Source organism: Roseovarius sp. MMSF_3281, assembly GCF_030733685.1.
Taxonomy (GTDB): domain Bacteria; phylum Pseudomonadota; class Alphaproteobacteria; order Rhodobacterales; family Rhodobacteraceae; genus Roseovarius.
In genome coordinates this window covers 45207-66097 of record NZ_JASHIM010000003.1, presented here as the reverse complement: position 1 = coordinate 66097, position 20891 = coordinate 45207, and the positions used below count along the sequence as shown (strand labels likewise).

Sequence of the window (20891 nt, the reverse complement as noted above, 5' to 3'; positions counted from 1 at the left end):
GTCACCTCAAAGCATTAAGACGCAACGAGGTGAAACGATGCAGACCCAAACAAACCCAGACTATTTTGATCGCTTGATCGACGAGAAAGAAGCCGCCAGCTATCTCTGTTATTCGGTTCGTGCGTTGCAGAACTGGCGCGTACGCGGTGGCGGTCCGCACTTCATTAAAGTTTCCGGGCGTTCTGTCCGTTACACGCGCCGCGACCTGCAAGAGTGGATCGCCGCAAAGCGTGTTGCGAACACCGGAGCCGAACCCACCAAATAACCAGTTTTGCCCTTAAGGGGTTGGTAGCACCTTAAGGGATTTTGGGGCCGGATGGCTCGAAAAGGGGCGCGGGGTAAACGCACCTCGCGCCCTTCTTGTGCCTGCCAACAACCGACAGCCAAGGAAAGGAAACCATGGCAAATCAACCCGCCTTCAAAGTGCGGCTTGGCCTGATCACGGCCACCGTGTGGGACAACGAAGGATTCTATTCCGTCGATCTGTCCCGCTCATACCGCGACAAGGAAGGGAACTGGCAAAACACCACGACCTTTTCACACGCGGACCTTCTCAACATCGCAAAATGCGCCGAGCGCGCGGAAATCTGGATTTCGAGGAAAACCAATGCAAGCTGACAAACTCAAACTGAACCAAGCCGGGGCCACGCCCCGGCCCCAAAACAGAAGCTACCCCGCCGGAGGCGCACACCAGCCACAAGAAACCCCAGTTTCCGATCCGGGCGGGACCGGGAGAGGGGGGATAGTAGCACCCCTCTCCAGAAATACAGACCACCCCGGCGCCTATCAGGTTCTGCACAAGGGTTTCGACAATCTAACAATCGCCATTCAGGTCAATTTACCGCCCGAGGCGTTCGAGTATTTTGAAACGCAAAAGGACCTTGCCGAAAAAGAGCAGCAAGACACCCTGACCGATTACAATGGCGTGCAATTCCATATCAAAGGGCATGGCGGGTCAGGATATCGCATTCTGGCCAATGGCGGGCCTATGGGTGCACAATGGGCTTTCAAGAAGCCCAACCCGAAAGACCCTTGGGGCATCCGCGTGATTTTTGGCTCAACCTTTCTGGCAACGCTGGGCCTTGGCGCGGCGCGGGCGCATCTCGACAGCGTATTGGAGCGGCTGGGTATCCGAACCCGGCCCGAGGATATCAGCATGTCCCGTGTCGATTACTGCGTCGATATCCTCACGCCGCTTGACTTCGTGCTCGATCCCGAGGCCGTCATTATGCATTCCAGCACGAACCGCCGGGATCATATCGCGAATACCGATATGGCGGTCAGCGGCAAGTCAGGGCGTACAACCTCCGTCACCATCGGCAGCTCGCGTGCGCGGCAGGTCATCGTCTATGACAAGCGGGCCGAGGTGATACAGAAGCATAAGCCGCATTGGTGGCATCTCTGGAACCAGACTCGTCGCGCCAACTCACAAACAACCATCGGGCCGGATACACCCGACCTGAGCATCTGGCGTGTTGAGTTCCGGGCAGGCAAGCACCTGTTGCGAGACCGTTGGAATATCCGAACGTGGGAAGACCTGTTCACACGATTTGGCGATCTGACCAATGAAACGGGCCAAGTGATCCGCTACACCGTCCCTACGACCCATGACACCAACCGCGCCCGCTGGCCCAACCATCCAATCTGGGAAATCGCACTGGGCGAGATCAATACAGACCTGATTGAGATGTACGAAGGCACCGACCCCAACCCGGTTAAAGAGATTCAGCGCAGTCATCACATCAGCGTACTATTAAAGAACATCAAGGGTAGCACGATCACCCTTGCCGCTCTTGAAGGCGTGGAAGAGCAAGACCTTGAAAGGTTTTTCAAGGATACGGCCTCGAAACTGGCGGGTCAGACCAAGGCTGACCCGGAACGCACCGCAAAACAGTTGCAGGATGCACGGGATCGGTATGCCTTTATCAACCCGGCCAATCGAGACGCGCCGCCGGGTCAGACTTACCAATAGTCTGCGGTAATGCGGCGGGCTGGTGGTACACTTGGCCCGCCGTAGAAATCAAATGACTAATTTTTCGCCAGGAAACACCGTCGGTTTCTCGCGTTTCGGTTCATGCTATTCGCCCCTATACACGGTGCTGGACACCACTTTCCCACTAGCGGGTACTTGAGACCTGCTGGCCGCCGTCACAAGAAGATTGTCACCGCTAACGGAGTATCAGGTTGGCTGGGCTTCGTGCCATTCTCGTATTTCACGAGTAAGTGTTGAAAGCACAAGACCTCTACTGATCCTGTAGTCCAAATGTGCAAACTCCCCAGTGAGCAAAACGACATCCTGCCCATCCAAGACGAATTCGTATCGCCCGCTGCTCTGATCATCTTCGGGGTCATATTCCACGACGCGCCAGCTTCCAAGAACTTCCCCGTCACGGGTAATGACGTCGCCGCCTGCCAGATCGAGTGCGTATTCGCTTTCCATCCACTCATCGTGGCCTACAAAGTTTATTGGATAGATAAGCTCCATGTAGGCCAGCATAAATGACCTTGGTGACTGCGCAAGTTCTCATCACTTCGGACCAGCATTATCATATAGAGATCATACAGAGCCCTTTCGTGTGATTAATCACCACAGGGACTGCAGCCTATGCGGCTCCTAAATCAGACATGATACAGCTAAAAGATGTTAACCTTGTAGCTCTGCTTCCCGATTGGCTTCCCTTCTTTCTTCTTGCTCAATGCTAATAGTTAGACTCCGGACGCATTCGCTGGACCATTTTCTTACTGTTGGGTTTTTGCTGTTCCGAAGGCTCTGAAACAGCGGAACAAGTGGCTTCAGTCGAGCAGAGAACGGACCCCAACTTACGCCGGAGTGCAGTCTACAATATACTGCTTCAAGCTGAGAAACGTCGGACGCATAGGTTTCGATCAGCGATATAAACTGAGAAGTCCAAAAAAGACGACTTTCCTCATCTTGTTCCACCAACTCGATCCATTCAAGCACGAACTCAAGCCGCTCGTTGGGCTTTTCACCTATCCATTTCAGATATATTTCTGCAGGGATATCGTTTAGGACTCCAGCCTGACCGGGCGTTCGATCCGAACCTTTAAGAAGGTTATGCAACCGCCACTTTGTGAGGGCATCTGCGTGCTCAAATGCTGCCAAAACTCTGTTCCAAACCACGGCGGGATCATACTGCACACAAAGCAACAAAACCTTGTACGCTGCATCATCCATTTTCAGTTGAACATTATGCTCCGCTTCGGTCGCCAGTTCCAGCGAGCGATCACAAATGGCTTCGACGAACGCTCCGTCTACCTGATTGGAAATGACAAGTTTTTCAATGCTTTTTTCCCAATGATGGGCGTCCATTACCCCGATCGCCTCAACTGAGAAAAGGTCTGGGCAAGAGCAAAGTTCCTTTAAATATGAAGCTTTTTCTACTGAGCTCTCGGGTTGTCCATATCTGTACATATAAACCAAATCCAAGGCTGACCATATTCCCAGCGGTCCGGTTTGTTTGATAGCATCTGCAAGTGGCAGAATAGTCTCGAAGTCATAATCGTCAAAGCCACGGCCACAACTTAGAGTCGCGGCATGTCTTGGATCGCATAGACCGTCAGTAACCAATTGGGCAACGCGCGATGCAATTTCAGCATCCATTTGAGCGGCTGAAATCAATGTAATGGCGTAAGCTTCTAGCTCAGGTGTGCTCAAAGCAATCTCCAAGTTGGCCATTCCGACATCGCGAGATTGATCAAAGCTTCCAGATATAATGCCACAAAACGTTTTAAGGCATATTACAGTTTCTTCCGGGAGGCGAAGAGCCTCACAGGCTAATTCCATTAATGCTTCGGGATCCTCAACATGATTAGCCAGCGCATATCCAAGAGCCCAACCGCTGTTGAATTCACCACGGACAATCTTGCCAACCAACTCCGAGTTATCTTTTGCATCTCTTGAAAGAGTAGAGACAGCCTCGCGAATGCAAGTTATTGCATATTCATGGTCTGTGTCGTTCTGAGGGTCGTACGGAACTTCAATATCATGGAAGTCTCCGGGCCACCCTTCGGACAAAAGCAAAATCTGGTCCACTTTGGAGTCTGGAAACAATTCGTCATACCATTCACGCACTTGAATGACGTAGTCCGCCGGAGCCTCTTTGCTGTCGAAAAAGAACCATCGGTTTATCGACTTGATTGGCTCTGTCCATGCAGGATTTCTCTCAAAAACCCGCGTTACCTGTTTTCGTAGATTATCGAAAATATTGGGGTACGAAAGCAATCCACGAATATTGCTTCCAAGATGCGAAGTAGCCTTTTCGTAGCTCTCGACGTTCGCTTCCAACGCGATATCGGTCAGTCGATCTATAGCTGCATTGTAGAACTCGAAAACATCTTTATAAATTTCGGGCTGCCAATCCTGTAGGGCTGGGTCTGCGCCAATCCGCTCATTGCCACCTGACCTAGTAAAATGTCCTGTCTGCAGCATCCTTCCGAGCGCATCGATACAAACCGACCTTATTCTGGAGTCTTCATCCTTAAGCCCTGCATCTAAGATTTCTAGTCGTCTTGCAGGTTCAACCTCAGTGCCTGATAGGTGTAGTTGAAACAGTCCAACAAACTGTGCGTGAGCATTGTTCCCCCAATTTTCGTTTTCTGCTGCAGCCAGTTTTAGCAACAAATTGGCCGCGGGCTCAAAACTGTCATTCCGAAAAACAAGCTTTTCTAACGCCCAAACCGTATTGCGACGACCGCCTCTGAACTCCAAGAGCTCATCGATTGATAAGTGGGAAAGGAAGCCCTCAAGTGTAGCTATTGCTAGATCGGGTTCCAGATGAACGAGCCGATCCATGAATTTGGAGCCTTCGTCTGTGTTGAGTGCATCAATACTTGGGATGAGTGTTTCGACAATGCTCAATGCAAGACCGGCAACACGATGATCGAAGCTTAGCCACCTAAGTCGACTGAGCAATCTGAAACGCAAGTCTGTGCCGACCCTCTCGAAGAGCCGAATGAGTTCACCCTCCGGCGAAGTGTCGAGCAATTGAACGGCTAGCCTTACGGCCAGTGGCTGTGGACGCGCTTCGGCAAAGTCTCCCACTCTTCCAACAACACCACGATCACGAAATGCTGCCAAATCTCGAAAGATGTCTTTGGTCGGCGTTTCCATAAAGCTTGCCAATTGCTCAAGCTCAAATTGCCTGTCTCCTTCTACGCCGACAAACGTGAATAAGCTTAAGAACTGTAGCGCTCGAAGGGCTTCCGCATCTTCCTGTTCTTTACCCCAAACAATCCGATTAACCAATGCGTCAACCGAAACCAGCTCTGTGTCGCCGTTCTCCGCCGCTTCTGCTGCTACCAGAGCCATTCTGGGAAAGCCTTGAGCTAGTTCGCGAATGAAGCCGACATCGTTCTTTGCGTTAGAATATGGGCTGCCTTCTACAATCCCATTGATAAGCTCATCTGAAGCCGGAAGTAGTTCGATGACAAGGTTTCCAAACACGCCCTGAGACCGAGTTTCCACATCCAAAGTGATCAGTCTAACTTTGGACCCATTTCTTTGAGCTTTTTTGAACAGATCGTTGTGAAGATTGTCTGGGCAATCATCGACGATCAGAATGCTTTCGGCACCGCTTGAGACTAGGTTCAAGGCAAGACTGCCAAGGCGCTGCGAGACATCTTCGAAGTCACAAAAAACCACTGACGAAGAATCGAGTGTTGGGCATGTATCATTTGTTCTTGAGAATAATTCATGAACGACGCGCGTCTTGCCAAAACCAGACGGACCAACAACGCGAACGGACTTTCCACCAGATGCGAAGAAATGCTCAATCACTGCCTGAAGTTGTTCAAAATTGATCGTTTTTTGATCGATCCCTAACTCAGATATTAAATTTCGGGCTGTGTTTCCTGTGAGGCGAAATCGCGGCTCTTCACTGGTCTGGAAGGCCACTTGCGATATGTCGCCATCTTGCGACCATAATTCAAAAGACTGCAGGCCCCCAAGATCGACTTCTTGCAAAATGCTGTTTAGCCACAGTGCAATTGCCGGGTGGGTGGAGGTCCAGTCAGATAACTTATTTGCGTCATAGATTCTGATACTTGATAATAAATCAGGGTTTTTACCTGCATCCCTAATGCCTTCTTCGATTTTGCTGATCCGGTCGGTAACCTTGGTGCCGACTACGGCGCTGCCGGTAACGATGATGTAGGAACCGCTAGCGGCTAAAGCCTCATCCAAAGCCTCGTTTAGTTCTGCCGGATGGTCTGTGGTTCCTGTTCCCTTTTTCCAAGTTTCCTTCTTGCACCCCGTGGGCCCAGGATCACTTTTTTTACATTGAAAAATAGTATGCCTACTAGGTAGGTAATCTGTCTCGTTTAAACCTCCGCTCCATGACACGCGACCGTCTTCACCCCCATCGGGTATATGGATTTGCGTTGGAACATTCACATCCCTCAAAGGGATTTCGTTTTTCAGCATTTCAGCTTTGGAAAGCCTGCGGAGTAACTCTACCAGCAAGTGCTCATCTAGGCGTTGGATTTGTTCTGGTGAAATTTCCAAAAAAGAAACCATTGATGAATGCCTTTTCGCCAAAATAGAAAAAATGCGTGGTGCGGACAGATTTCAATATCTGTGCTTTAGTGGCTGCATTCAACCTCAAGCTGATATGGGCACTAATTCTTTCTGGTGAAGTAGCCAAGTATGGGCTTGCAGTCAGGAACCGCTGGAAACTGGAAATGATGTTCCTGCGACCTACCATTGGTGCAGGCCGAAGAAAACGACTGAAAGCCGCCGGATATTCCTGCAATTCATTCACCGACTCGCATAGTGCCTCATATCTGCAACAGAACTATTCATTGATATGGTGCTTCCGTATTGCTTCCGGCAGATCAGCGGGATGAAGCGACGCAAGAAGCATTTCTCGCAAAGAATTGAAAAATATAAATAAATTGGCGATCCCGCGAGGACTCGAACCCCGAACCTGCTGATTAGAAGTCAGCTGCTCTATCCAGTTGAGCTACGGGACCGCTGAGTTTTCGTTTAGCGGGGTCGGGGCGGGAGATCAAAGGCAAATCGCCCGCAGCTCAGACGAAGGGATCGTCCGGGTAACCGACACCGGCGAGGTAGAGGCCATATGGCGGGCAGACCGGGCCGCAGGCGGCGCGGTTGCGGGCTTCTAGCGCGCGTTTCACATCCTGGGGTTCCCATGCACCTGCACCGACGCGTTCAAGCGTGCCCACGAAGCTGCGCACTTGGTTGTGCAAGAAGGAGCGGGCGCGCAGGTGGAAGTGGATTTCGGGGCCTGACAGGCCCTGCACCTCGGCAATCTCAATCGCGTCCAGCGTTTTCACAGGGCTTTTTGCCTGGCAGATGGTCGAGCGGAAGGTGGTGAAATCGTGGTGCCCGACAAGATGGTCGGCCCCTTGGCGCATGGCCTCGGCATCCAGGGGTTGCGATACTTGCCAGACCAGCCCCTTGTCATGGGTGGCGGGGGCGCGACGCATCAACAGGCGGAAGAAATAGCGCCGTTCCAGCGCCGAAAAACGGGCGTGCCAACCGTCATCAACGCGCGCGCAATCGACGATGGCCACGGGATCGGGTTTGAGGTGGTAGTTCAGCGCCTCGGACAGCCTGAAGGGCGTCCAGTCTTTCTCCATGTCGCAATGCGCCACTTGCGCCAATGCATGAACGCCTGCATCGGTGCGCCCTGCGGCGGCGATGGTATGCTCGCGCGGCTCAAGCTTGGCCAAAGCCGCCTCGATCGCGCCTTGCACCGAAGGCTGATCGGCCTGCCGTTGCCAACCCGCAAAGGGGCCGCCGTGGTATTCGACTTTGAGCGCGTATCTGGGCATAGCGAGGCAAATAGCGTGGTGAGGGTGGGGGAACAATCCCCCAAAGCTCCCCTCTGGTATCGCCGGGGTTGCGTGGCTATCTTCAGGGTAAGACGGGCAAGGGGACAGGTCTTTTGATCATCACGGATATCGCCGATGGCCTGACGCGGGGTGTGGAGAATGTGACCGACACCCTGTCGGAGACATTCTTTGAACCGGTTATTCGCTTGGGCGTGACCGGCCTGTCGCGCGCGGGCAAGACGGTGTTCATCACCTCGCTTGTGGCCAATCTGATGGATCGTGGGCGGATGCCGGGGTTGGTGGCCGCCGCCGACGGGCGGATCAGCGCGGCGTTCTTGCAGCCCCAGCCCGACGATACCGTGCCGCGCTTTGATTACGAGGCGCATTTGGCGGCCTTGACCGGGGAAACGCCCCGGTGGCCCGAAAGCACGAGGGCGGTGTCGGAATTGCGGCTCTCGCTTCGGGTGCAGCCCACGGGGCTTCTGGGGGGGCTGTCCGGCCCGCGCACCGTGCACCTGGATATCGTGGATTACCCCGGTGAGTGGTTACTTGATCTGGCACTCTTGGACAAGACCTATGCCCAGTGGTCCGAGGATGTTTTGCAGCGGATCGCTGCGCGGCCACAGGCAGAGGCTTATTTGGCGCAGGCCAAGTCGACGGACGGGGCAGAAAAGCTGGACGAGCCGGTAGCGCAGGGCCTGGCGCAGGGCTTTACCGAATATCTGCAGGAGGCAAGGCTGGCCGGGTTTTACGATTGCACCCCGGGGCGGTTTCTTTTGCCGGGGGATTTGGCGGGCTCCCCCGCGATTACCTTTGCGCCTTTGCCCGCGCCTGACAGCCCGCTGCGCAAATCGCTCTGGCGGGAAATGGAGCGGCGGTTCGAGGCCTACAAGGCGCAGGTGGTCAAACCCTTCTTTCGGGATCATTTCGCGCGGATTGACCGGCAGGTGGTGTTGGTCGATGCGCTTGGGGCCATTCACAGCGGCCCGCAGGCGGTCGAGGATATGCGCCGCGCCATGGCGGAGATTCTGGGGGCGTTCCGGCCCGGCAAGAACGCCTTTCTGTCGCGGCTTTTGCTGGGGCAGCGGGTTGAAAAAATCCTGTTTGCCGCCACCAAGGCCGACCATTTGCATCACGGCCAACACGCCCGCCTGACGGGGATCATGAATGCGCTTACGCGGGATGCGAGGGATCGGGCGGATTTCGCCGGGGCCGAGACGCAGGCCATGGCCTTGGCCGCGTTGCGCGCGACGGTCGAGGAAACCATCGATCACGACGGTACACCCTTGGATTGTGTGCGCGGGCGGTTGTTGAGCAGCGGCAAGCAGGCGGCGTTCTATCCCGGTGACCTGCCAGAAGACCCCGCGCGCCTTTTGGGGCCTGCGCGGGAGGGGGCGGAAAAATGGCTGGATGCGGATTACGAGGTAATGAATTTCGCGCCTGCCAAGCTGTCGCTCAAGCCCGGGGAAGGGCCACCGCATATCCGGCTGGACCGGGCTGCGCAGTTCCTGATTGGCGATAAGCTATGAGGTTGGGGCAGGCGCATATCGGTCATGCCCCAAGTTTGCTGGGCATTCTTTGGGCTTTTACACGGCGCACCGCGTGGTTGCCCAAGGTGCGCTCGCCCTTCACCGACCTGCGCATGATGTGCGCGGTGATCCGGCGGGGCTGGGTGCGGGTGGCCTTTGACGGGGTGTGGCCCGTGGGTTTTATCGCCCGCGAGGGCAGCCGTATTCATGCGCTTTATGTGCATCCAGACGCGCGGGGCCGTGGGGTGGGCCGGGCGCTTTTGCAGGAGGCCAAGGCGCAGGCACGTCAGTTGGATCTTTTTGTTTTGCAGCAGAACCGGAGGGCTTGGGCGTTCTATGCCCGCGAAGGCTTTGCCGAGGCGGGCCGGGGCACGGGCGCGGGCAATGACGAAAACCTGCCGGATATTCGCATGATCTGGCACGCGCGGGAGGCGCTTTGACATGACCAAGGGGCCGATCCTGATTGATCTTGAAGGCAAAGAGACCGCGCCGGGGCCGGATAGCGCCCCGCCTGTGCCCGACCCCGAGATGCCGGAACCGCCCGAGGGGCGCGCGATGCAGACGGTGGCGACCTTGGCGGCGCGCCGCCCATCGCGCTTGGCGCGTCTGTTTTGGGGTTTGTTGCTGACCATTCTGGGCGCGGTCGTTTCGGTGGCCGCGTGGGATTTCGTGACCGGGTTGATCGAACGGGCGCCGATCTTTGGCTATGTCGTGACCGCTTTGATCGCAGCCTTCCTCTTGGTGCTGATCGTGATTGCCCTGAATGAGCTGGCGGCCTTTTCGCGGCTGTCGCGGATTGACCGGCTGCATCGGCAGGCCGAAGAGGCGCTTGGCGAGGAGGATTTGGGCAAGGCGCGCGGCGTGGTGCGCGACCTGACCGCGCTTTACAAGGGGCGGGAGGATACCCGCTGGGGCCGGGATAAACTGGCCGGGCTGCAAGCGGATCAATTCGATGCCTCGGGGCTTTTGGGCTTGGCCGAGGTCGAGGTCATGATCCCCTTGGATACCGCCGCCGCGCGAGAGATCGAGGCCGCCGCCCGGCAGGTGGCGACAGTCACCGCAGTGGTGCCGCTGGCCATGGCCGATGTGGTGGCCGCATTGACGGCGAACCTGCGGATGATCCGGCGGATTGCCGAGATCTACGGCGGGCGATCTGGCACCTTGGGAAGCTGGCGTTTGGCGCGCGCGGTGATGACCCACCTGGTGGCCACCGGGGCCGTTGCCGTGGGCGATGACCTGATCGGATCGGTCGCGGGGGGCGGGGTCTTGTCAAAGATATCGCGCCGGTTCGGCGAGGGCGTGGTGAACGGGGCGCTGACCGCGCGGGTCGGCGTGGCCGCGATGGAGGTCTGTCGCCCCTTGCCGTTCACGCGCGGCGAGCGGCCGTCGGTCACCGGCTTGGTCAAACGCGCGTTGACCGGGTTGTTTGGTCGGGCCGCGTGATGCGTTTCGGCAATGGCCCCTGCTTATCTTTCATGTTAGGCCAAAGCCATGAGCCAGATGCCTTCCAAAGACGATATCCTGCAATGGATTTCGGATAACCCGACCCTCACCTCGAAACGCGATATCGCCAAGGCCTTTGGTATCAAGGGGGCTGCGCGGATCGACCTTAAGCGTATCCTCAAAGAGCTTGAGGAAGAGGGCCATCTTGAAAAGCGCAAGAAGACCTATCGAGATCCGGACAAGCTTCCGCCGGTGAGTGTTTTGCAGATCTCGGGGATGACCAATGACGGAGAGCTTCTGGCCAAGCCGCTGGAGTGGCACGGCGAGGGCGTGGAACCCGTTGTCTTGATGATCCCGCGCGCCAGTGATCCCGCTTTGGGCGAGGGTGATCGTATTCTGGCCCGGCTGCAAGAGGTGAAGGGCGAGAGCCATCACTACGAGGCGCGGCTTATTCGGCGGATCGGGGCCAACCCGCGCAAGGTTCTGGGAATATTCCGCAAACGCTCCGAAGGTGGGCGGATCGTGCCCATCGACAAGGGCGACGGCAAGGAGTGGCAGGTGCCCGATGGTGCCACGGGCGGGGCCAAGGACGGCGAATTGGTGGAGGCAGAACAATCCGGCCCCAAGGGCCGGATGGGCCTGCCGCGTGCGCGGGTGGTCGAGCGTTTGGGCGATCCGTCGGAGCCCAAGGCGGTCTCGCTTATTGCCATTCATCAACACGGGATTCCCGATGACTTCCCTGACGAGGTGATCGACGAGGCCGACCGCATGAAACCTGCGGGTCTGAAGGGCCGCGAGGATATGCGCGAGATGCCGCTTGTCACCATCGACCCAAGCGATGCCCGCGACCACGACGATGCGGTTTGGGCGCATGAGGATGACGACCCCAAGAACGACGGCGGTTATGTGATCTGGGTGGCGATTGCCGATGTGGCGCATTACGTGACGCCGGGCAGCGCCTTGGATGGCGAGGCGCGCAAGCGCGGCAATTCCAGTTATTTCCCCGATCGGGTGGTGCCGATGCTGCCGGACCGGTTGTCAGGCGACCTGTGTTCGCTTCACGAAGGGGTGCCGCGCGCCTGTATCGCGGTGCGGATGCAGATTGCCGCGAATGGTGAGAAGGTGGGGCACAGGTTTGTGCGCGGGTTGATGCGCTCGGCGGCCTCGCTCAATTATCAGCAGGTGCAGGCGGCCATGGACGGGTATCCGGACGACCAATGCACCCCCCTGATGGAGGACGTGATCCGCCCGCTTTTCGGCGCCTATGCCGCGCTTGAAAAGGCGCGCGGGCGGCGGCAGCCGTTGAATCTTGACCTGCCGGAACGCAAGGTGGTGTTGAGCGACGAAGGCAAGGTTTTGTCGGTCAATTTCGCCGACCGTCTGGATGCCCACAAGTTGATCGAGGAATTCATGGTGCTGGCCAATGTGGCTGCTGCCGAAACCCTGATCGCCAAGAAATCGCCGCTGCTGTTCCGGGTGCACGAAGAACCCTCGCCCGAGAAGCTGGATACCCTGCGCGATGTGGCAGACGCGGCGGGCCTGACGCTGGCCAAGGGGCAGGTTTTGAAAACCGCGCATCTCAACGCGCTTTTGGAGGCGGCAGAGGACACCGACCATTCGGAAGTGATCAACATGTCGACCCTGCGCGCCATGACGCAGGCCTATTATGCGCCCAGCAATTTCGGGCACTTCGGCCTTGCCCTGCAGGCCTATGCGCATTTCACATCGCCCATCCGGCGCTATGCGGATTTGGTGGTGCACCGGGCGTTGATCCTGGCGCATGGCTGGGGCGAGGATGGCTTGCGACCGCAGGATATCGACAAGCTTGAGACCACGGCGCAGCATATTTCCGATACCGAACGCCGGTCGATGACCGCCGAACGGGACACCACCGACCGTTACCTTGCCGCCTTTCTGTCGGAACGGGTGGGCGAGGAATTTACCGGGCGGATCAATGGCATCGCCAAGTTCGGGGCTTTCGTGAAGCTGGATGAAACCGGGGCCGACGGGTTGATCCCGGTCCGATCCCTGGGGCGGGAGTTTTTCCATTTCGACCGCGACGCTGGCACCTTGATGGGGGCCGATACGGGGCTGACCATCCAGTTGGGCCAACGGGTGACGGTGAAACTGTCGGAGGCCGCACCGGTGACGGGCGGTATCGCGCTTGAGCTTATCAGCATCGAAGGCGAAAAAATGCCGCGTGGTCCGGCCAAGGGGCGGGGCAAGCCGCCCCGGCGCAAGCAGGCCAAGGCGAAACGCAAATCCGACAAGGTTAAGCGCAAGGTGAAGCGCAGCCGCCGCTAGGCGGGCTTTCGCAGCCGGTGCTAAGAGTTCTTTCGATTTACGCCTAATCGCGCTACCATTGTTCAAAACCCGGAAACAAAGGGGTCGAGCAATGCGTATGGGTGGATTGATTTCAGCACTGTTAGCAGTGGTTTCGATAGGGGCCGCACAAGCGGGCCCGGCGGAATCCTTGCGGCCACAGGCCCGGCCGGGATCGGGCCTGCTCCATGAGGCCGCGATTGTCGTGATGGACGGGCCCGTCAGTAGCCTGCGCCCCGTGGTGCGGCCCTCGGATTTGGGGGCGGACGCCAATGTGCTTCAGGTCTCGACCTCGAACCGGGCGTTTCAACGGTGGATTGATGGGTTTCGGGGCCGCGCACGGGCGCAGGGCATCAGTTCACGGGTTTTCGACCAAGCCTTTCGCGGTGTGCGCTACAACACCGGCGTGGTCGAAAAAGACCGTAACCAATCGGAATTCACCAAGAAGATCTGGGATTATCTTGATAGCGCCGCGAACCCGGTGCGGGTAAGTGACGGGAAGAAAATGTTGCGCCGTCACAGGCGGGCGCTCAACGCGATTGAGCGGCGCTATGGTGTTGAAAAAGAAGTGGTTTTGGCGGTTTGGGGAATGGAAAGTTCCTACGGGGATCGGCGCGGCACCTTGCCGGTGATCGAGTCGCTGGCGACCTTGGCCTTTGACGGGCGGCGCGGGGCGTTCTTTGAAAAGCAGTTAATCGCCGCTTTGAAAATCCTGCAGTCGGGGGATGTGACGCCGCGCAACATGAAAGGGTCTTGGGCCGGGGCCATGGGGCACACGCAGTTTATTCCGACCTCCTATGAAGCCTATGCGGTGGATTTCACGGGTGATGGAAAACGAGATATCTGGTCGGACGATCCTACGGATGCTTTGGCTTCGACGGCGGCTTACCTGAAACGCTTTGGTTGGACAAAGGGCCAGCCTTGGGGCGTTGAGGTGAAAGTGCCGCGCGGGTTTAGCCCGGGGCGTGCCAAGCGCAGCAACACGGCGATGCCGTCTTACTGGGCGACACAAGGTGTTGTGGATATGCAGGGGAGGCCCATACGAGATTTTGGGCCGGCCTCGATCATGTTGCCGGCTGGAACGAACGGGCCGGCCTTCATGGTCTTCGACAATTTCCGGGTGATCGAACGGTATAACAACGCCGATGCCTACGTGATCGGGGTGGGGCATCTTTCCGACCGGATCAAGGGTGGCCCACCGATCAGGGCAAGCTGGCCCCGTGGGTATAACCCATTGAGTTTCGACGAAAAAAAGGAACTTCAGCGGCGCCTGAAACGCAAGGGCTTTGCCGTGGAAAAGATCGACGGGCTGATCGGGCCGAACACGGTGGGGGCGATTCAGGCGTTCCAACGCTCGATCGGGGTGACGGCGGACGGCCATCCCAGCCAGACGGTTCTGGGGCACCTGCGCCGCCGCTGAAAATTTTGTACGTTTTGTACGTTTTACCCCCGAGTTTTGTACGAAACTCGGGGGGTGCCGAAAAAGTTTCGTACGAAACACGGGGGGCGGGCCGCCGCGCGCCTTGGTTTACCTTTTGGCAAGATTGTCCTGCGAGTGTGGTCATACGAGGATTCGGAACCACGGAGGCAAAGGAGATGAACAGGATGCGGCGATAAGGTTTTTCAGGGCCGTTGATCTTGCGGTTTGCAGGGGCCGCCGCGGAAACACTCAACGACCGTTTCAAGCGCTTGCCCCGACGGGGCGGCAAACCCCATGCCGCCACAGGCGTTGATATCGAGTTGATAACTGCCGCCGGACGCGGATTGGCCTGTTTCGCCCGAGCCCGAGGGCGTGCCGGTTCTGCGTAGAAAGGCAAGGTAGGGTGTGCCGGATTCGGCGCTGGCGCACCATGGACCAAGGCATTGGACGTTGAACGTGATCGGCCGGTTGAAGCGCGCGACAAAGCCGTTCCGTGTCAGCGCCTTCCCCTTGAGCCGTGCCGGGATCAGGGTGTTCGGCGGTGTCTTTTGCTGGTTCTGCCAATCGGTTTTCGGCAGGCGCGACTCATCGAAGGTCAGGGTGCCATGGACCACGATATAGGTCTTGTCGGATTTGGCGGCCTGTTCATAGGTCCGGGCGACATCATGGGGCAGGCAACTGAGCGCATGGGCCGGGGCAACGGGCAAGGTGCATAGCGACAGGAGGGCAAGACCGGCGACAGGCCGCAACGCGGGTTTTATCCTCAGGCCATCCAGCCGCATGGCGGCAAACGTGGACATTGCATTGCGAAGGCGATGGCGATGGCGAAAACCGCCTTTCGGGTAAAGTGGTTGCTGCGACGTTGCGGTATCACTCATAACAGGCCCTCTGACGGTTGATCCTGTCAGGATGCCACGGCGCGACAGGCAAGGAAAGCCGCTTGGCAAGAGCTTGCCGGTCGATGGCCACGCGGTGTTCGCCCGTACCCGGAGGCCCCGGCGAAAGGCGCAATCGCCCAAGGCTTAACAGGTTCTGCCCTTCACCTGAGCCATCAGCGACAGGCGGACCGCGTGCAACGATTGACCGGTGTGCCGCGTTTCGCGAAATGCCATGTCCAGATTTCCGCGAAACGCTTTTGAGGGCGATAGGCCTTTGCCTAAAGCGTTTCGCCTTTAACCTGAAACATCAGCGACAGGCGCAACATGCGCAAGGATTGTACGGTGTACTGCGTTTCGCAAAAACCTGAATCACAGATTTTCGCGAAATGCAGTGTTTTGCTCAATCGTTACACGCGTTACGCCATTAGCCGATATCTCGGGCTAAAGGCGGTACGCTTTAGGTTTCCGCGAAACGCTTTTGGGGGCGTCTGCATTTGTCAGGCCGCCCCGACTTCTGTCGGGTTGCGTCAGCCCCAAGGCACCCGAGCACAGGAATAGCGGGGCTATTGCAAGCTCGGATAACGCAGGATGGCCTGACACATGCAGCCGCCGCCTAGAGCCGCGCTTGGAATTCGTTCAGCACATGTTCATAGACCGCGCGTTTGAAGGGCACGATCTGCTCTAACATGTCGTTGGGCGCGATCCAGTGCCACTTGGAAAACTCGGGGTGCTCGGTTTCGATGTTGATATCGCTGTCGGTGCCGTGGAAGCGCAGCAGGAACCATTTCTGCTCTTGCCCCTTGAAGCGGCCCTTCCAGATGCGCGGCACGATGTCATGCGGCAGGTCGTAGGGCACCCATTCGGTGGTTTCGGCCTCGACGCTCACCATGTCGGCGGGCACGCCGGTTTCTTCCCAAAGTTCGCGCAGGGCGGCGTCACGCGGGGCTTCGCCGGGGTCGATTCCGCCTTGGGGCATTTGCCAGGCGGGGGTCTCGCTGTCGATGCGTTGACCGGCGAAAACCATGCCTTTTTCGTTGACGAGCATGACGCCCACGCAGGGGCGGTATGGCAGTTTGGCGATTTCTTCGGGGGTCATCGGCGGCCTCGTGCTTAGCGTTCGGTCATTACATGCGGTGTGCCATCCCCGGGGTCAACCATCATCCTCGCCGCGTGCCAGCCATGCGTCGAAGCGGCGTTTGCGCAGATCGGCGGTATGACTGTGCCAAAGGCTGTCGCGGACAAGGTAGGTGGGCCCGTGTTGCGGCGCGTTTGGCAGGTGGTCACGCATCGGGATGCCGGTGCCCGGCTGCAACCCGATGCGCGGCAGGGCGCTTTGCCGCGCCGGACCATAGGGGATCCGTTCGGACAGGCGGGCCATGGTATCGGGCCGGGTTGCAAAGCGCAGGAAGCGGCGGGCGGCATCGGGGGCGTCGGTGCCTTTCGCGATGCCCCAGACCTCGTGCCCGATGATGCGGCCGTGCCAGACGACGCTAAGCGGGTCGCCCGCCTGTTGCGCGGCGAAGAAACGCCCGTTGTAACCGCTTGCCATGCTGGCGCGGCCCTTGGCCAGCAGGCGGGGCGGGTCGGCGGCATCTTCCCACCAGACGATATGGTCGCGGATCTGGTCGAGTTTGCGGAAGGCAAGGCGCAGGCCGCGGTCCGTGCTGAGCAGGTCATAGACCTGCGAAGGCGGCACGCCCTCGGCCAGCAGCGCCCATTCGAGGATGTCGTCGGGGCTTTTGCGGATGGCGCGTTTGCCGGGAAAGCGGGCGGTGTCGAAGAAATCGGCGATCGTTGTGGGTTTGACGCCGGGGAAGGCGTTCGGCGCATAGGCCATGACCGTGGCAAAGACGTTCTGCGGCAGCGAGCAGGGCCGCAGTTTCGCCGGGGCGAAATCCGATGGCGCCTTGGTGAGGGCGGCATGGTCGAGCCGCGCAAGCAGCCCCGCGTCGCAGGCGGTGATCGCCGTGGGTTCCAGCATGTCGATCACATCCCAGCCTTCGGCGTCCGCGCGGGCCGTGAGGGCCGTCAGGCTGCCGTCGTAGCGGGCGGTGGTGATCTTGATCCCGGTGGCCTTGGTGAAGGGGGCGAAGACCGCCTTGGCCTGTGCGGCCTCGTAGGCGCCGCCCCATGTGACGACTGTCAGCTCCTCGGCCCGGGCCGTGACCGCGAGAAGAACGAAGAGGGCGCTAAAGAACCGCATTTTCTTCGCGCCTCAGGGTTTGGGAGATGTCGAGGTAAGCTTCGATCACCGAGGCCTCGGAGACCACGCCGATAAGTTTCCCGGTGTCGCGATCGACCACCGGGATGGCATCGCCGATGAAGCCGCGCAAGGATTGCATGGCTTCCAGAACGGTGGTGGTGTCGTGGAATTGCAGGCTTGGGGGTTCGGGGGTTTCCGCGCCCTGTGGCAAGACGCCGACGAACCGCCCCTCGGCGTCGGTCACATAGGCCTCGGACCATGGGGAGGCGGCAAGGCGGTTCTGGATGTCCTTCAGGGGCTCTTCGTGGGTGGCGCGGATCATGTCGTGGGTGAGGCAGGTGGTGATTGGCATGGCCTGCAGGCGGGCCCGGTCGCGCCCTGCCGAAAGGTCGGTGCCGCGGCGGGCGAGTTGCACGTCGAACAGCGAGCGACCGAAGAAGCGGTGTGCGATGAGGTTGGAAAACACCACGGCGACCATGGCGGCGATGGTCAGGTCGTAGTTCCGGGTCAGTTCGAAGACGATCAGGATGGTGGTGAGCGGTGCGCCGATCACCGGGCTGGTCAGGGCCATCATGCCGCAGATCGCATAGACCGCGACGCCCGAGGTGGGGGCAAGCCCGGTGCTGTCGATGGCTGTCCAGAACAGCGCCCCGAAAAGGATGCCGATCAAAAGTGCGGGGCTGAAGACCCCGCCGGCAAAGCCAAAGCCGATGCACAGCGCGGTCAGCGCGATCTTGGCGGTGACCAGCACCGCCAGTTCGCCCGCGCCGAAGGCCCCTTCGATGGTGGCAAAACGCAAGGCCTCCTTGCCGATGCCCAGCACGTCGGGCAGCCAAAGCGCGGTGACCCCAAGGGCCAGCCCCGCCGCCATGGGCCGCAAAAGCACGGGCAGGCGGCTTTGCGCGGCCAGGGTGGCGATGCGCAGGATCAGCCGCATGAAACCCATGGCAAGGCCCGCGCACAACAGGCCCAACAGGCCAAAAAGCACGAATTCATACCCATGCGCGACGCCGTCGAACTGGACCAGAAACAGCGCCGGGCGCTCAAAGACGACATTGGCCAGCACATAGCCGGTAACCGCCGACACGGTCGTCGGCGCAAAGGCCTGGGTCGAGTAGTGCCGCAGCACCACCTCATGGGCAAAGACCAGCCCCGCGACCGGTGCATTGAAGGCCGTGGCGATGGCCGCCGCCACGCCGCAGGCCACGGCGATGGCGGGCAGGTTCGGCACACCCAGCCGAAGCCGCCGCACCAAACCGCCAAGCATGGCGCCAAGATACACCATCGGCCCGTATTGCCCGACAGAGGCCCCGAACCCCAGGGACACCATCGCCGCCAGCGTCGAGGCGACACCGCTGCGCAGGTCCGGCAAGGCGCGTTCGAATTGCACGGCTTCGATAACATCCGGCGGCCCCAACGGGCGGCGCGCAGAAGAGACATAGCGCCAGATCAGGCCCACGATCAGCCCGCCAAGGGCCGGGACCGCGACGGTCGCCAGGGGCACAAGCCAACCCGCCGCCTCGTATTGCACCCGCGCCCGCGGTGCGATCAGCAGACCGTCGTTCAGCCACGAAACCGCATCGGTCAGGCCAATCGCCGCAAGCGAGGCCGCCGCGCCAATGACGAGCGCGCAAAGCATCAGGATCAACGCGCGTTGGGCGGGCGGGGCGACCGCGGGCTCCTCTGGGCTTTTCTCAACCACCATATGGGCAGTCTTTCGCAACTGCCGCGTCCTTTCAATGCCACCGGTCTTCTTCTTTTCATAAATATCCCCGCCGGAGGCATCCAGGGCCGGCCACCCGCGCCGGGGTCGGCGCATCGCGGCCCGCCCGCCGCAGGCGCCGAGGTTCCCGCCGAAGGCGGAGACCGAGATACCCGAAAGCCAAAAGAAAACGGCCCGCCGGGAGGGGCGGGCCGTCACACAAGCGTGGTTGGAACGCTTACTTGCCGTCGCCGTTCAGGGTGGTCAGGCCCTTGAGGATGTCGATGGCATAGGCCAGCTGATAATCCTCCTCGCGCAGTTTCGCGACCTCTTCGGCGCGGGCCTGTTCATCTTCGATCTGGCGGATCTCGTCCTCGCTCAGGCTGTCGTTGTCGAGGCTGCCGCGCAGGTCGGCTTCGAAACGGGCGCGAGGCGTGGTCTCTTCCTCCTCCTCGCTTTCCGGTGCGCGGCGGGGTTGTTCGACCACGATGTCGGGCGACACGCCCAGCGCCTGGATCGACCGGCCCGACGGCGTGTAATAGCGCGAGGTGGTCAGGCGCATCGCGCCGTCGCCGCGCAGCGGCATCACCGTTTGAACCGAGCCCTTGCCGAAGCTTTTCGTGCCCACGACCACCGCGCGGCGGTGATCCTGAAGCGCACCGGCGACGATTTCGGAGGCCGAGGCCGAGCCGCCGTTGATCAGCACGACCATGGGTTTGCCGTCGATCAGGTCTCCGGCGGTGGCGTTGAAGCGTTCGCCGTCTTCCGGGTTGCGGCCCCGGGTCGAGACGATCTCGCCCTTTTCAAGGAAGGCGTCCGACACCTTGATCGCCTGTGTCAGCAACCCGCCGGGGTTGTTGCGCAGGTCCAGCACGATACCGTTGACCTTGTCGGCCCCGCCTGCGGCCTCGAACTGTTCGGTCAGGCCCTCGGTCAGGTTGTCATAGGTCTGGTCGTTGAAGGTTGTCACGCGCAGCACCACGGTTTGTTGTTCGGTCCGTGCGCGCACCGCCGTCAGCTTGATGGTATCGCGGATGATCGACAGGTCGAAAGGTTCGGCTTCGCCTTCGCGGACCACGGTGATGACGATTTCGCTGCCGACCGGGCCGCGCATCTTCTCGACCGCTTCGTCGAGGGTCAGGCCCAGAACGCTTTCGCCGTCGACATGGGTGATGAAATCACCCGCCTCGACGCCGGCGTTATCTGCCGGGGTTCCGTCGATGGGCGAGACGACCTTGACGAAACCGTCTTCCTGCGTGACCTCGATGCCCAGGCCGCCGAATTCGCCGCGGGTTTGGACGCGCATGTCGGCGGCGTCTTGCGGGCTGAGGTAGCTGGAGTGCGGGTCGAGCGAAGTCAGCATGCCGTTGATGGCGGCCTCGATCAGGTCGGCTTCGTCGACCTCTTCGACGTATTGCGAGCGGATGCGCTCGAAAATATCCCCGAACAGGTCGAGCTGTTCATAGACATTGGTTTGCCGCTCGGCCTCCTGCGCCAGAAGGGGGGCGGCGACCTGTGTGGTCACGACGATGCCAGCCAGTATTCCGGCGACTGCGGCCATCAGGAATTTCTTCATGGT

16 protein-coding genes and 1 tRNA gene are annotated in these 20891 nt (G+C 59.3%); 8 read left to right on the top strand and 9 right to left on the bottom strand.

The window, feature by feature from the left end; translation table 11 throughout:
- Positions 1 to 37: 37 nt before the first annotated feature.
- The 3 genes from RBB32_RS05370 to RBB32_RS05360 all read left to right on the top strand — a co-directional run bounded on the left by RBB32_RS05370 (position 38) and on the right by RBB32_RS05360 (position 1972).
- Positions 38 to 265, top strand: a complete 228-nt coding sequence (locus RBB32_RS05370; protein WP_306151666.1) for an AlpA family transcriptional regulator — start codon at positions 38 to 40, stop codon at positions 263 to 265.
- A 134-nt stretch (positions 266 to 399) separates the two neighbouring features.
- Complete coding sequence (locus RBB32_RS05365; protein WP_306151665.1) at positions 400 to 618, top strand: hypothetical protein; 219 nt, start codon at positions 400 to 402, stop codon at positions 616 to 618.
- Positions 608 to 1972, top strand: coding sequence for a hypothetical protein (locus RBB32_RS05360; protein WP_306151664.1), 1365 nt, complete (start codon positions 608 to 610; stop codon positions 1970 to 1972). Before RBB32_RS05365 ends, RBB32_RS05360 begins: the two co-directional genes overlap by 11 nt.
- Before the next feature lie 207 nt (positions 1973 to 2179).
- On the opposite strand, the gene RBB32_RS05355 is transcribed toward RBB32_RS05360, so the two are convergent.
- From RBB32_RS05355 to truA, 4 genes are all read right to left on the bottom strand, one after another.
- Positions 2180 to 2485 (bottom strand): hypothetical protein, encoded by a 306-nt coding sequence (locus tag RBB32_RS05355; protein ID WP_306151663.1) that lies wholly within the window; start codon positions 2483 to 2485, stop codon positions 2180 to 2182.
- Between the two features lie 159 nt (positions 2486 to 2644).
- Positions 2645 to 6535, bottom strand: coding sequence for a hypothetical protein (locus RBB32_RS05350; protein ID WP_306151662.1), 3891 nt, complete (start codon positions 6533 to 6535; stop codon positions 2645 to 2647).
- Positions 6536 to 6913: 378 nt separating this feature from the next.
- Positions 6914 to 6990 (bottom strand) — tRNA-Arg (locus tag RBB32_RS05345).
- A 57-nt stretch (positions 6991 to 7047) separates the two neighbouring features.
- Positions 7048 to 7815: a tRNA pseudouridine(38-40) synthase TruA gene (gene truA, locus RBB32_RS05340; RefSeq protein ID WP_306151661.1), complete on the bottom strand. Its 768-nt coding sequence runs from the start codon at positions 7813 to 7815 to the stop codon at positions 7048 to 7050.
- Positions 7816 to 7928: 113 nt separating this feature from the next.
- Here truA and RBB32_RS05335 point away from each other — a divergent pair, with 113 nt between their 5' ends.
- The 5 genes from RBB32_RS05335 (at position 7929) to RBB32_RS05315 (ending at position 14529) form a co-directional block, all read left to right on the top strand.
- Positions 7929 to 9344: a YcjX family protein gene (locus RBB32_RS05335; protein ID WP_306151660.1), complete on the top strand. Its 1416-nt coding sequence runs from the start codon at positions 7929 to 7931 to the stop codon at positions 9342 to 9344.
- Positions 9341 to 9784 (top strand): GNAT family N-acetyltransferase, encoded by a 444-nt coding sequence (locus RBB32_RS05330; RefSeq protein ID WP_306151659.1) that lies wholly within the window; start codon positions 9341 to 9343, stop codon positions 9782 to 9784. The genes RBB32_RS05335 and RBB32_RS05330 overlap by 4 nt, the downstream gene beginning before the upstream one ends.
- A gap of 1 nt (position 9785) precedes the next feature.
- Entirely contained in the window at positions 9786 to 10787 is a 1002-nt protein-coding gene (locus RBB32_RS05325) for a YcjF family protein (RefSeq protein WP_306151658.1), read from the top strand.
- Positions 10788 to 10835: 48 nt separating this feature from the next.
- Positions 10836 to 13091: a ribonuclease R gene (rnr, locus tag RBB32_RS05320; RefSeq protein WP_306151657.1), complete on the top strand. Its 2256-nt coding sequence runs from the start codon at positions 10836 to 10838 to the stop codon at positions 13089 to 13091.
- A gap of 97 nt (positions 13092 to 13188) precedes the next feature.
- On the top strand, positions 13189 to 14529 hold the full coding sequence (locus RBB32_RS05315) for a lytic murein transglycosylase (protein ID WP_371931021.1): 1341 nt from the start codon (positions 13189 to 13191) through the stop codon (positions 14527 to 14529).
- Positions 14530 to 14732: 203 nt separating this feature from the next.
- On the opposite strand, the gene RBB32_RS05310 is transcribed toward RBB32_RS05315, so the two are convergent.
- The 5 genes from RBB32_RS05310 to RBB32_RS05290 all read right to left on the bottom strand — a co-directional run bounded on the left by RBB32_RS05310 (position 14733) and on the right by RBB32_RS05290 (position 20888).
- A complete protein-coding gene (locus RBB32_RS05310) occupies positions 14733 to 15329 on the bottom strand; it encodes a hypothetical protein (protein ID WP_306151656.1) in 597 nt (198 codons plus the stop codon).
- Positions 15330 to 16020: 691 nt separating this feature from the next.
- Positions 16021 to 16503: an RNA pyrophosphohydrolase gene (locus tag RBB32_RS05305; RefSeq protein WP_306151655.1), complete on the bottom strand. Its 483-nt coding sequence runs from the start codon at positions 16501 to 16503 to the stop codon at positions 16021 to 16023.
- A gap of 54 nt (positions 16504 to 16557) precedes the next feature.
- On the bottom strand, positions 16558 to 17610 hold the full coding sequence (locus RBB32_RS05300) for an ABC transporter substrate-binding protein (RefSeq protein ID WP_306151654.1): 1053 nt from the start codon (positions 17608 to 17610) through the stop codon (positions 16558 to 16560).
- Complete coding sequence (locus RBB32_RS05295) at positions 17597 to 19315, bottom strand: chloride channel protein (protein WP_306151653.1); 1719 nt, start codon at positions 19313 to 19315, stop codon at positions 17597 to 17599. Before RBB32_RS05295 ends, RBB32_RS05300 begins: the two co-directional genes overlap by 14 nt.
- Positions 19316 to 19550: 235 nt before the next feature.
- Entirely contained in the window at positions 19551 to 20888 is a 1338-nt protein-coding gene (locus RBB32_RS05290) for a S41 family peptidase (protein WP_306151652.1), read from the bottom strand.
- Positions 20889 to 20891: the final 3 nt, after the last annotated feature.